General features: G+C 29.7%; 8 protein-coding genes. All 8 read right to left on the bottom strand.

All coding sequences use genetic code 11. The annotated features are described in order from the left end of the window. Positions 1 to 125: 125 nt before the first annotated feature. The 8 genes from T483_RS0105435 to T483_RS0105400 all read right to left on the bottom strand — a co-directional run bounded on the left by T483_RS0105435 (position 126) and on the right by T483_RS0105400 (position 13,300). The gene (locus tag T483_RS0105435) at positions 126 to 1,268 is read right to left on the bottom strand and encodes a glycerate kinase family protein (RefSeq protein WP_026885931.1); all 1,143 of its coding nucleotides are present in this window, start codon (positions 1,266 to 1,268) and stop codon (positions 126 to 128) included. A 75-nt stretch (positions 1,269 to 1,343) separates the two neighbouring features. After that, positions 1,344 to 2,630 carry a GntP family permease gene (locus T483_RS0105430; protein WP_026885930.1) on the bottom strand — a complete coding sequence of 429 codons (1,287 nt, stop codon included), beginning with the start codon at positions 2,628 to 2,630 and terminating at the stop codon, positions 1,344 to 1,346. Positions 2,631 to 3,047: 417 nt separating this feature from the next. Continuing rightward, complete coding sequence (locus T483_RS0105425; RefSeq protein WP_026885929.1) at positions 3,048 to 3,566, bottom strand: hypothetical protein; 519 nt, start codon at positions 3,564 to 3,566, stop codon at positions 3,048 to 3,050. 336 nt (positions 3,567 to 3,902) lie between these two features. Next, positions 3,903 to 6,437 (bottom strand): FAD-dependent oxidoreductase, encoded by a 2,535-nt coding sequence (locus tag T483_RS0105420; RefSeq protein ID WP_026885928.1) that lies wholly within the window; start codon positions 6,435 to 6,437, stop codon positions 3,903 to 3,905. A 112-nt stretch (positions 6,438 to 6,549) separates the two neighbouring features. After that, positions 6,550 to 7,803 carry a UV DNA damage repair endonuclease UvsE gene (gene uvsE, locus T483_RS0105415; protein WP_026885927.1) on the bottom strand — a complete coding sequence of 418 codons (1,254 nt, stop codon included), beginning with the start codon at positions 7,801 to 7,803 and terminating at the stop codon, positions 6,550 to 6,552. A gap of 310 nt (positions 7,804 to 8,113) precedes the next feature. After that, positions 8,114 to 9,337, bottom strand: a complete 1,224-nt coding sequence (locus tag T483_RS0105410) for an FprA family A-type flavoprotein (protein WP_026885926.1) — start codon at positions 9,335 to 9,337, stop codon at positions 8,114 to 8,116. Between the two features lie 234 nt (positions 9,338 to 9,571). Further along, complete coding sequence (locus T483_RS0105405) at positions 9,572 to 11,278, bottom strand: hybrid sensor histidine kinase/response regulator (RefSeq protein ID WP_026885925.1); 1,707 nt, start codon at positions 11,276 to 11,278, stop codon at positions 9,572 to 9,574. A 72-nt stretch (positions 11,279 to 11,350) separates the two neighbouring features. Further along, the gene (locus T483_RS0105400; protein WP_026885924.1) at positions 11,351 to 13,300 is read right to left on the bottom strand and encodes an ATP-binding protein; all 1,950 of its coding nucleotides are present in this window, start codon (positions 13,298 to 13,300) and stop codon (positions 11,351 to 11,353) included. Positions 13,301 to 13,305 lie beyond the last annotated feature (5 nt).

Here is a 13,305-nt window from a genome sequence, read left to right as displayed (position 1 = left end):
AGCTATGAAGATATTTCTACATAATAAGTCTAATTTATAGTTTAGATATCTATAGCAACATATATAAATTAAAAGTGCGTCTTAAAATAAAACGCACTTTTAATATTATACCTATATTGAATTAATTAAAGTATATTCATAAGTCTTACTATGTTTTCAGCAGTCTTTTCAATATTCTCCTGACCTTTTACTAAAGCTTCTTCTAAAGAAGTTGCACCCTTAGTTATTCCAAATATTGAATCTATTCCACTTTCATATAGAACATCTATGTCTTCGCCAACTCTTCCCGCTAATGCAATTACTGGTTTATTATGTTTTTTAGCAATTGTAGCAACCCCTAAAGGTGTTTTACCGTATTGAGTTTGAAAATCTATACTTCCTTCTCCAGTCCATACCATGTCTGCTTCTTTCACTTTTTCTTCTAATGACGCATATTCTATCACCATTTCAATACCTTTTTTAAGAGTTCCATTTAGAAATGCCATAAGTCCAGCTCCAAGTCCTCCAGCTGCTCCAGCTCCTGGTTCATTTAAAACATCTTTTCCCAATTCTTTTTTTATTACGTCTGCATAATGTCTTAAATTATTATCTAATATTTCTATCATTTCCTGTGTTGCTCCCTTTTGTGGTCCAAATACATTCGAAGCTCCTTTTTCACCGCAAAGAGGATTATTAACGTCACAGGCTACCTCAATTACAACTTCTTTTAATCTTTGATCAAAGTTCTTTAAATCTAAACTCTTTAGTTTTCCTAATTCTCCACCACCAAGAGCTAATTCATTACCTTTATCATCTAATAGTTTTCCTCCAAGTGCTTGTATAACTCCTGCCCCACCATCATTAGTAGCGCTTCCTCCAATACCTATTAATAGTTTTTTTACACCTCTATCTAAACACGCTTTTATAAGCTGTCCAGTACCATAAGTGGTAGTTCGTAAAGGATTCCTTTGCTCTTGTGGCACTAAATGTATTCCGCTTGCACTAGCCATTTCCAATATCCCTATTTCTTTATCTCCCAAAATACCATACTGTGCTTCTACTTCATTACCAAGGGGCCCCATTACCTTTAATGAATATATTTCTCCATTAGTAGCATCTACTAATGACTGCATAGTTCCTTCTCCACCATCAGCCATAGGCACATGTAAGCATTTTATATTACTATTTGCTTTTTTTATTCCTCTTTCCATTGCCTCGCAAGCTTCTTTTGCTGTCATGCTCTCTTTAAAAGAATCAGGTGCTAATACAATAACTAAATCTTTTTTCATTTTCAACGCTCCTAACTAAATTTTTATATTTTGTGAGATTGCTAAATTGAATGAATTTTACTTATATTTATCTTATTATCTTATAAAACCGTATATTATTATTGATACAATAACCATAGATCCTCCAACTATAGATTCATACGGCATTAATTTCATACGTTCTTTTATATTCATTTTTACTGCATCCGCTGACGCATGAAAGAAGTTTCCATGAGGTAGATGATCGATAACTACAGCTCCTGTATTGATCATAATTGCTGCACTTAAAGGCGCAACACCAACAGCTAGTATTGCTTTGGCAAAAGTTCCTGTCGCTACAATCGCACCTGTAGATGTTGAAGCCGTAGCTGCTGCCATCAATATACCTGATATAGGTGCCAAAAACATTCCTGAAATTCCTGTTTGTTGAATACAGTATACTACCGCATCACTTAGATTTGATTTAGAAATAATACCTGCTATTGCTCCTGCACCAATTAATATCATCACAGTTGGCGTCATTCTATTTAATCCTGATGTTGTATACTCAAGAATCTTATTACGTTGTCCCATTGCAAACAATCCAACTAATCCTGCTATAGGCAATATATACATTGCATCTATTTGAATAGTTGCTAAGAATTTCATGTGCAACATATTTGCTACAGGATTAAGTGCTAATAATATTACAGCAACTATTGGTGCCACCATTGCCCTTCCAAAACTTGGTTTTATCTTGTTATCTACTCTAGTTGGTATTTCTGACTCTTTAATCATTTCTCCTTTTTTACTAATTAACGTTGCAACAAAATATGTAACTATAAGCCCAATTACAGCTGGTATAAATGCCCCTATCATTACCTGTGCTAATTCAACATTAAATCCCTTAGCTACCGCAATTGTATTAGGATTTGGAGAAATTATGTTTCCAGCCTTACCTCCTCCTATCATAGCTAAAAGTATAGATGACTTAGTGATTCCAACTTTTCTAGCCACAGGAAGTGCTATCGGTGCAACTATAATAACTGTAACCGGTATAAAAACTCCAACCGCTGTGATTATCATACTTGATAGCGCAATTGCTAAAAGAACCTTTTTCTCTCCAAGTTTTTCTACTATAGTCTCAGCAATTTTTTCTGCTGCTCCAGATTCAATTAGTACACCTGCAAGCACTCCTGCTGCTATTACACGAACAACTGCCCCCATTACACTATTCGTACCTTCAATGATAGCTTGTGCTGTATTAGCTAAACTTGCTCCACCAATTAATCCGCCTATAACAGCCCCTCCAAAAAGTGCATATACAGGATTCACTTTCCTTAAAATTAGTATTATAGCGATTACTAATCCGATAATCGCTCCACTCCAATGAATAATTGCCATTTTACTTCCTCCTCAAATTTAATAATTATACAAATTTATACTTTATTATACCGTGTAACCGAGTTAACGTTTACTAACATATACATAATAATATATTTAGTAAGACCTTGATATTGTTTACTTGACATTTTTTTTTGTGTATTTGAACAATAAACTCAATAATTTAAATCTTATATTCCACTTTATTAGTTGAATTCCAATACTACAGACAACTTTTAATGATCTATGCCTTCTGTTAAATAAAACTGCCACTGATGCCAGACTTTTTCATTAATTCAATATTATTAAGCGCTGGAAACTTACATTTTAATAGTATAATAACAACTATTCTAAATATTTTGCTTTTTTAATTTGTTTAGGTTATTGTGCATTATAACAATAACCTAACTTTAAACAAGATCATCTATTCTTTGCTGATTAATTCTTTATACTAGCTAAATATTTACTGCTTAGCTTATTTAATAAACCAATCAATTTTTCTCCAAAAAACATCATTATGAAATAATTTCCGATTCCGTGAATTATATCGAATTCAATTCCTGATATCCAAAAAGCTATCCCCTCATTCAATCCTATAAAAATTATATTCGGTATAGCATAGAAGAATCCAAATAGTAATCCAAATATTCCTGAATAAATTGACAAAATTAAATACCTTCCTTCAATAAACTTTCTAACTATACAAGTTGATATACTTAATAGCGGCCATAATATTAGATATCCTATCCACCACAATCCGAAACCGTAAATTAATCCCATGGTAACTATAAAAACAAAAACTATATAAATAGCTTTCTGTTCATAAACAATTGAGAACAATATTATAAGTAAAGTCACAACCTCAATATTGGGAAGAAAACTCAATACTATTTGCGACACTGAAAGCAAACTTCCTAATACACTAAATAACACAATTTCAAGCACTTTAAGTTTCATTTGATCAATCCTTATATTAAAATACTAAAGAAGAAGCAGTACCTCCCATTAAAGTTAACTGCTTTTTACTAAAGCTACTCTCTAATTTTTTTATTTTATTATTATTACCAATTACTCAGTAAAGTAATTTTACTTAATCAACATTAAATTCCATTATGTAAATTTTTTCATTCCAATAGAATACTTTTATGCTAAAACTTAATTCATATTTCTATAACCTCCATCAAATCTGTAATTCAAAAATTAAAAGCTGCCAACTTTCGTCGGCAGCTTTAGAATAAAATAATCAAACTCAAATTAATTCCGTTATCTCCAAATTTGAATTATCTTAAAATTCTATTTAAACATGTCTTTAAATAATCTACTTTCTTTTACATCTTGAGTCACTTTCGCCAAATTACTAGTATCTCCAATTAAAATAGCTCCGCATAAACGATTGTTTGCAAAATAATATTTTGTATATGTCTTTTTAACTGGATCTTTAAATTCAACTGTTTTATATTGAATTTCTGGATTTTTACCATTGTCACCAATTGCATATAATGAAGTATTAGCTCCATTAAATGTTAATGCTGCATCTACTGTCTCATAAGTTAATGAATCTCCTGCTGCATTAGCACCTGCTACTTTTCCCATTTCTATAGCTTGTGGCCATATTCCATAGTTTATTCCATCATATTCTGCACAATCTCCACATGCATAAATACCAGAAACATTAGTCTCCATTTTTTCATTTACTATTATTGCTCTGTTAGCATCAATTCCTGCTTTCTGAGCTATTTTAGAATTAGGTACAATACCACAAGATATAACAACTAAATCAGCTGCAATAACTTCTCCTCCATTAATTCTAACTCCAGTAACTGAATTTTCACCTTCTATCTCATGAATTTTCACGCCTAATCTCACGTCAATTCCTTTATCTTTAATTATTTCTTCGAGAAATCTTCCGCCTTCACAATCTAATTGACGTCCCATTAATTTATCAGCAAGCTCTAATACTGTAACCTTGCATTTTGCTTTTGTTAATTCCCATGCAGCTTCAAGACCAAGAACTCCTCCACCTATTACAACTGCATTCTCTACCTTTGGCAGCAATTCTGTAATTTTATCTGTATCAGAAAGTCTACGAATTGCTATAACTTCTTCCTTATCTTTCCCTGGAATTGGTGGAACAAAGCATTCAGCTCCTAAAGCATATATACATTTATCATACTTTAATTTAATTCCATCTTTAAAAAGCGCCTCTTTATCCTTAGTATTTATCTCAATTAACTCTCTATCAAGAACATTTGTAATATTATTTTCTTTATACCAAGCTTCATCATGAACTGCAATTTGTTTTGAATTAAATTTAGCTATCATTGACTTTGTAAGCATTGGACGATTATAACCTAGCACATTTTCATTAGAAACTAATACTATAGAACATGTTTCATTTCTTTCTCTTATGGCCGTTGCAGCGCTTATACCGGCTGCTCCGTTTCCAATAATTAGATAAATCTCATTTGTATTATTTTTATAATTACTATCATCCATTTCAACTGGTACAAAATTTTCTTTTCCTACACCGCAAACTGGACATATTTCAAGACTTGAATCAAATATTTCTCCACATACTAAACATTTTACTAATGTTCTTTTTGCCGATTTTTTCTTTGGATTTTCTTTATTTTGAAGTATACATCCAAAATTATATCCGTAGTCATAAGCCTCACTTAATTCACTATCACTAGGCTTAAATTTGATTCTGAATCCATCATCCAAAACCTTCATCCTAAGTTGCTTTAATCTTTCTATAATGTGAGGAACTCCTTCACCGCTCCATCCATAACTTCCAAAAGCACTAGCAAGTTTTCCTCCATGTGTTCTGGCAAACATCTTTATAGTTAAATCCCAAATTGGTTCTAAAGCCTCACCAACTATAGTAGGTGTTCCAAATAAAATTCCGTCAGCGAATCCTAATTCTTCAACTACTTTTTCCTTATCTTCTTCTACTAAATCGTACGATCTTACATCTATATCCCCACTATCTTTAATACCTTCCGATATCTTGCCCGCTAACTCTTTAGTATATCCATACGCACTAACATAAGGTATAATTACTGTTTTTCTTGGGTTAGGATTAACTACAGTACACCATTTTTTATAAAGTTCTATAATTTCATCAATTCTACAATCTATAACTGGACCATGTCCAGTGCATATCATATCAATATCTAAATCTTTAATTCTATCTAGTGCTTTAACCATATATGGCGTCTTAAAAGGCCCAATAATGCAATCAAAGTAATATTTAGTAGCTCTTAAGTACCCCTCATTATCTTTAACCTTACTCAATAATATTTCATCAAAACTATAGTGAGACCCAAACGAATCACAAGTTATCAGTGTTTTATCCTCTTCAATATATGTATACATTGTATCTGGCCAATGTAAGTTAGGCAAAAACATGAAACGTAATGTTTTATCTCCTAATTCTAAAGTATCATTTTCTTTTACTGTTATACTATAAAAATCACGATTTACAATATTCTTTAGAAATCCTATAGCAACTTGTGTCCCAACTATTTTGATATTAGGATTGATTTCAATAAGTTTTTCTATACTTCCTGCATGATCTGGTTCTGTATGATTTACTACGATATAATCAATATCATTAATATCAACTAATTTATTTAATGCACTTAAATACCCATCCCAAAACTTGGCTTTAGCAGTTTCAAATAATATAGTTTTTTCACCTGTTTTAAGTAAGTAGGAATTATAAGATGTTCCAAACTCTGTCTCCATAACTATATCAAATACTTTTAAACCAGGATCTAAGACCCCTGTCCAATAAAAATTCTTTTTCAACTCTAATATTTCCATATAAAATTCCTCCCTATAACTTTCATCTATATGAAAATATTATACCTTTTTTTATAGTAAAACTGTATCAAATACTAGAAAATTATTATAATTCACAATTAATAAACCTGTTTTATATGAAATAATACGAGTTCAAAAGGTATGATTCATTATATTTAACAGCCATCTTAAACAATTTATTTTTTATTGAATTTATTGAGATTTTTCCTTCTTCATAATCTTCAATGCTTTTCAAAAAGTTCCTTTTCTCTTTATCATCTGCTAACTTCTTAAAATATCCCCATACATGTAATGCAGCATTTATTGAGTTTCCAATTGTTATTTCCGTTTCCATAGCATCTTCAATGCAGTTATAGAACTTAACTGCTGGATACTGAGTTTTATCTTTAAGTAACTTCCTTATTTCTAAGTAATTTGAGGGAGAATTCTCTAGAACCTTGTATTTATATCTTCCCCATTCTTCTTCAAGTTTTTTTATTTTAGTATTTTCAGTTATAGAATTTATACACTTTACAGCTGAAAGATTTTTATCCTTAACTTCAAGCATTATATCTATATCCTGCCCTTTTACACTTTCATAGAACTCTATAAACTTACTAATTTTTATGGTATTTGAATGAGAACCTGCCTTTTTAAAAGGGTCTTGCTGAGAATAATGTATTTTCTGCCTTCCATCTTTCTCTTTCCATGTTTTATTGCACTCACTTATCCAATACGAATCGCTTTTTTCTCTATCATAATAATTTATCTCATTATGGAGATTATCAAAAATAACTGGAATATTAAGTTCCTCCCCTATTTTAAGAACATCATTTATATTGTACGATTTATCATCATTTTCAATAACAAGTCTTTCTTTCACTTGATTATTTAATAGTTTATAATTGTCTGCGAATCTGTTTATCGCCTGCTCTTTATCATTGTAAACTCCACCGATATGCAATATAATTTTATGATTTTTTCCAACTCCCAAGTTATCCAAAATTTTAACATGATAATTTAAATCTTCAATCGCTCTCTTTACAACATCATCATTAGGAGAATTAAGTACTGTATATTGCCCCGGATGCATAGATACTCTTATATCATTTTCCATAATCTTTCTACCTATTTCCGCAAATTCTTGTGAAAACATATCCCACCAGGATAATTGGTTCAAAGGACTAGATCCAAATGGTATTAAATCTGAACTAATCCTAAAAAGCTTTATATTATTCTTTATATTATAATCAATTATATTTTTAAGAGATTTTAAGTTGTATGATATTATTTCCAATAATTTTTCTTCAGTTAAATTCTTTGCAATACAGCTTTTTAAATTAGTATCTGGAATTCCTATTGTTAAACACGCATATCCTATACTCATTATTTAAACTCCTTTTCTAAGAATCATAGTTACCCATTCGTTTGTTTTGGTACTCTTTAAAATATTATACCTTTGATTCTTTAGCTCTTGTTTAGTATCAAATATATACAATAATCCAAAAATAACAAGTCATTTAATTTCCTTTATACAATGTTATGTCTCATTTCTGCCATTCATCCGACATTAATTCAAGTAAACATTTTCATCGTTCCAAAAAAGTGTAAACTAAATCTTTGGCTTGTTATTTTGCAATATAATAATTAAAATTAGGACTTATTACAATAAGTCCTAATAAAATAACAATTATCTATTAATTTTTATTTAGATTTTCTTTATTTAAAAGCAGGAATCCAAAATTATAACCATAATCATAAGCACCACTTAACTCACTCTCACTTGGTTTGAATTTAACACGGAATCCTTCATCAACAACCTTCATTCTAAGTTGCTTTAGTCTTTCTATAATATGAGGAACAGCTTCTCCACTCCATCCATAACTTCCAAAAGCGCTTGCTAGTTTATTACCATGAGTTCTTGCAAAGATTGAAGTAGTTAAATCCCATATTGGCTTTAGAGCCTCACCAACTATTGTTGGTGTGCCAAATAAAATACCATCTGCAAATTCTAGTTCTTCAAGAACTTTGTCTTTATCTGCTTCTACCATATCATAAACTCTAACATCTATGTCTCCACTAGCCTTAATTCCTTCTGCAATCTTTTCTGCTAATTCTTTTGTATACCCATACGCACTTACGTATGGTATGATTACTGTCTTTCTAGGATTTGGATTTGAAACATTAGACCATTTCTTATAGTATTCCATAATTTCATCTATTCTACAATCAAGAACCGGACCATGCCCTGTACAAATCATATCAATTTCTAAATCTTTAATCCTATCTAATGCTTTAATCATGAATGGATTCTTAAAAGGTCCAATGATGCAATCAAAATAATACTTAAGAGCTCTTAAATATCCATCATTATCTGTAACCTTACTTAGTAGAATTCCATCAAAACTATAATGAGAACCAAATGAATCACAAGTAACTAATGTCTTATCTTCTTCAATATAAGTATACATTGTATCAGGCCAATGTAAATTTGGTACTGACATAAAACGTAAAGTTTTGTCACCCAAGCTTAAAGTCTCATTTTCTTTAACTATTATTCCATTAAATTCTCTGTTAACAATGTTCTTCAAGAATCCTATAGCAACTTGGCTTCCAATAATCTTAATATTAGGATTCAATTCAATAAGTTTTTCTATACTTCCTGCATGATCTGGCTCAGTATGGTTTACTACAATATAGTCAATATCCTTAATATCAACTAACTTATTTAATGCATTTAAATATCCATCTAAAAACTTAGCCTTTGCAGTTTCAAATAGTACTGTTTTTTCACTTGTTTTAAGTAAATAAGAATTATAAGAAGTTCCAAATTCTGTTTCCATGATAATATCAAATACTCTTAAATTAGCATCTAATACTCCTGTCCAGTATAAATTTTTTTTCAATTCTAATATCTCCATGTAAAAATCCCTCCCTAGATATATTTCGTTCAAATCAGAACATTATACACCTTTTTTTGTATAACAAACAATTAATAATACCTTTAACATCGTTATACTAATGTATTTCGCCATATATATTATAAACAAGTTCTTATATATTTTCATAAAAACATATAAGATATTGATTGTTTCATTAATTGACTATATATTTGCAAATTCTAAGTATACTCTCATACTTTTTTACTTATTCCTCTACAAATGTTGTTTATATATATCTGAAAATTCAATATTTATTTTTTCTACACAAGTATTAATTATATTGTTACTTATATTAACTTTTTCTTTACTTTTATTTAATACCTTTACCGGAAGCTTAATCGTAAATTTAGTTCCTACCCCATATTTACTTTCTACCGATATCGTGCCATCATGCATTTCTACTAGCGACTTTACGAGAGACAATCCAATTCCACTGCCTTCATAATTTCTTGTAAAAGATTTATCTACCTGTCTAAATCTATCAAAAATAATATCAACTTTTTCTTCTGGGATTCCTATACCTGTATCTTCTACAGATAAGGTTATATATTCTTCTCCATCAAATATGTTTACAAATATGCTTCCATCATCATCTGTAAACTTTATACAATTAGAGAGTAAGTTTAACATAATTCTTTCAATCTTATCAGGATCACAAGCAATAATTTTTTCTTCAACATCGGTATCAAATACAAGGTTTATATTATTATTACTTATATAACTAGCCACTGACAGAGTGATTTCTTCTACAACACTGACAATGTTACAATTAATCATATCAATCTGAAAATGTCCTGCATCTAATTTAGTCGAATCAATTAAATTATTTATTAAGCGAAGTAATCTAAAACAATTTTGTCTTTCAATATCTATATTATTAATTATCTTTCCTTTATCAATCGGTTTCTCTTTATTTAAAAGATCTCTTCTTAGAATTTGTATCACACCTAGTATTATATTAAGTGGTGTTCTCAATTCGTGAGAAATATTAGCAAAAAATTCAGTTCTTAATTTCTCTAATTCCAAAGCCTCTTCTTTTGATTTTAATTCAATATTTTTTCTCTCAGTTATGTCTCTTACAGTTGCAATAACGACCTTCTGCTCATTAAATATTATTGCACGACTATTACTCTCAACCCAAAACTCTTTATGATATTTATCTATTGAAATAGCTTCAAGCGTTACTGGAATATTGATTTTATTTCTCTTTCTATCATTAATCAATTTAAGTATATCATCATATATGTACGGTGAATTTTTTGAGATAATATCTTTTATACTCATACCAATTAGTTCGTCATGTAAATATCCATATAGCCTATTAGCAGTATCATTAACTTTAATTATGATTCCATTAAAATCATGAATCAATATTGCATCACTTACCGAATTAAAAATAGTGCTTAAATAAACTTCACTCTTCTTTAATTTCTTATTTGTTTGCTTTAACTCGCCTATAAGCTTAATATTTTTCATTTTCAAGTCATATGTCTCCAAGGCCCTTTTTACGGAAATTAACAACTCATCTGCCTCTAATGGTTTTAAAAGAAATTTATAAATATGCCCTTCATTAATTGAATCAATAATATCTTTCACATCCATGAATCCAGTTAAAATAATACGAATTGCATTTGGGACAATAGAGATTGTTTGCTTTAATAATTCAACCCCTGTCATTCCTGGCATGCGCTGATCTGAGATAATCAAATTAATCTTTTTAGAACATGATTCATCTTTAAGTATATTTAACGCTTCAAACCCATTTTCTGCTTTAATTACATCATACTCTTCTTCTAAGAGTCTTGTTAAAGCCTCAAGATTTGCTAGTTCATCATCAATTAATAGTATTGTATATTTTTTATCTTTATCATCTGTTTTATTAAGTTCTCTAAGCTTGTCCTTATTTATAACAAATTTCATTTATCTTCTCCTTACTGAAATCAAAATATAATTTTAGATTATGGTGCCTTATTGATTTTATTATTAATATCTTTAGTAAGGAATATGAATAGTTATAGTTGATCCTTCCCCCACCTTAGATTCCACATCAATACTTCCATTGTGTTTTTCAATAATACCATATGATATAGACATACCTAACCCTGTTCCTTGTCCCATTGGTTTAGTTGTAAAAAATGGTTCAAATATTCTTGATATTGCATCTTTAGTCATACCACACCCATTATCACAAAATTCGATTATAATTTCTTTGTTATTGTCAAAAACTCTTATTACTATTAATCCATTATTCTCACATACTAAGTCATTTTGTTTTTCAACTATAGCATGACACGCATTTACAATTATATTTAAAAATACCTGATTTAATTGTGAAGGATAGCACACTATCTTCCTATGAGTTTGAAAGTTCTTTATAAATTTAATTTGTTTAGTATATTGGGTTTTAACCAACCTTATTGTTGTTTCCAAAGCTTCTGAAACATCTATCTCTTTTTTAATTGCCTCATCAAGCCTAGAGAATAATCTCAAATCGTTAACTATGGTTGTTACTTGATTAGATCCATCTAGAATATTAATTATTGATTTAGAAAATTTGTTAAAATATTGTTCGAAAAAATTTAAAACATCATCATCCGCATCATCCAATAATTCGATAAGTTCTTCTTTAAAATTGCATAAATCCATATTCAGAACTTTTGAACTTAAATATATATAATTAATAGGATTATTAATTTCATGTGCTACCCCTGCTACTAAAGTACCAAGACTAGCCATCTTTTCTGATTGAATCAATTTTGACTGAGCTGATTTGAGCTTATTATGTTGTTCTTCTAACTCAGCAAGAGTCTGCATAAGTTGTTTTGTTCTTTCATTAACTTTATCTTCTAATTCATCATTAACGCGTTTCAACTCTTCGCTAATTTTTTTACGTTCTGTAATATCATTCCAAACAAATATTATGCATTCTATACAGTCAATTTCAATTATTTCCGTTGAAAATAATCCAACTCTAACTTCTCCATATTTAGTGTTCCAAGTTATCTCTTCATTACGCAACATGCCTCCACTATCTAATATTTGAATCACCTTCAAGCGATGTTCTTCATTTTCCCACAAGTTAAACTCATCGGAGTAATGACCAATTATCTCTTCACGTTTATATCCAAAAGTACATAAAAATGCTTGATTTATCTCAATGTATAATTTATCACTAAGCCTTACAATGGCAATTACATCTGCGCTATAATTAAATGCTTTATTAAATTTCTCTTCTGAAGATTTGAGTTCATTTATTGCTTCATTCCTCTGCTGAATCATATTATATAAACTTTGAGCCATATTATTAAATTTAATAGCCAATTCCCCTATTTCATCTCTTGAATTAATGAACAATCTGTGAGTCAAGTTTCCATTTGATATCTCATCAGTTCCTATACCCAACTCATATATCGACTTAGTAACAATACGAGAAACAATACTAATCGCTAACCAAAGAAGAAAAACCATTACCAAAGTCCTTATGATTGTTGCAATTATGTAATTTTCAATAACTCTTGATTTATAATACCTTGTAATACCTATAGTGATCTCACCTATTGGTATTTCATCTTTTAAAACATTAACTTTCTTTATAATCAAATTTTGCTCAGAATATATATCATCCTTTTTATACTTATTGTATATTTCTCCATTACCTTTAGCTTTAACTTGAATATAACCAATTTCCTCATCCTCAAATAATGCATCACTAATTTCTTTAATTCCTACAATATTCAAATTCCAAATTGGATCTTGATAGCTAAGTGCTGCTAACCTAGTTATTGTTTCTACTTTCTGCAATGAATCCCTATTTATTCCTACAACTAGCATTATTATTCTTATTATTTCAAATATTAACATGGTAATTATAACTACTGTTAATGTTGAAATTGTAAATCTGTGCTTAATCTTCATATTCCTAAATTTCTTTTTTATGCTCATAACTT

It is taken from the genome of Clostridium beijerinckii HUN142 (assembly GCF_000621745.1).
Lineage (GTDB): Bacteria > Bacillota > Clostridia > Clostridiales > Clostridiaceae > Clostridium > Clostridium beijerinckii_A.
This window is presented reverse-complemented; position numbering and strand designations above follow the sequence as displayed.

What these genes read in the sequence shown, in the direction of transcription:
- T483_RS0105435 (WP_026885931.1), bottom strand. Translation starts at nt 1,268, where the DNA reads ATGAAAAAAGATTTAGTTATTGTATTAGCACCTGATTCTTTTAAAGAG.
- T483_RS0105430 (WP_026885930.1), bottom strand. Translation starts at nt 2,630, where the DNA reads ATGGCAATTATTCATTGGAGTGGAGCGATTATCGGATTAGTAATCGCT.
- T483_RS0105425 (WP_026885929.1), bottom strand. Translation starts at nt 3,566, where the DNA reads ATGAAACTTAAAGTGCTTGAAATTGTGTTATTTAGTGTATTAGGAAGT.
- T483_RS0105420 (WP_026885928.1), bottom strand. Translation starts at nt 6,437, where the DNA reads ATGGAAATATTAGAGTTGAAAAAGAATTTTTATTGGACAGGGGTCTTA.
- uvsE (WP_026885927.1), bottom strand. Translation starts at nt 7,803, where the DNA reads ATGAGTATAGGATATGCGTGTTTAACAATAGGAATTCCAGATACTAAT.
- T483_RS0105410 (WP_026885926.1), bottom strand. Translation starts at nt 9,337, where the DNA reads ATGGAGATATTAGAATTGAAAAAAAATTTATACTGGACAGGAGTATTA.
- T483_RS0105405 (WP_026885925.1), bottom strand. Translation starts at nt 11,278, where the DNA reads ATGAAATTTGTTATAAATAAGGACAAGCTTAGAGAACTTAATAAAACA.
- T483_RS0105400 (WP_026885924.1), bottom strand. Translation starts at nt 13,300, where the DNA reads ATGAGCATAAAAAAGAAATTTAGGAATATGAAGATTAAGCACAGATTT.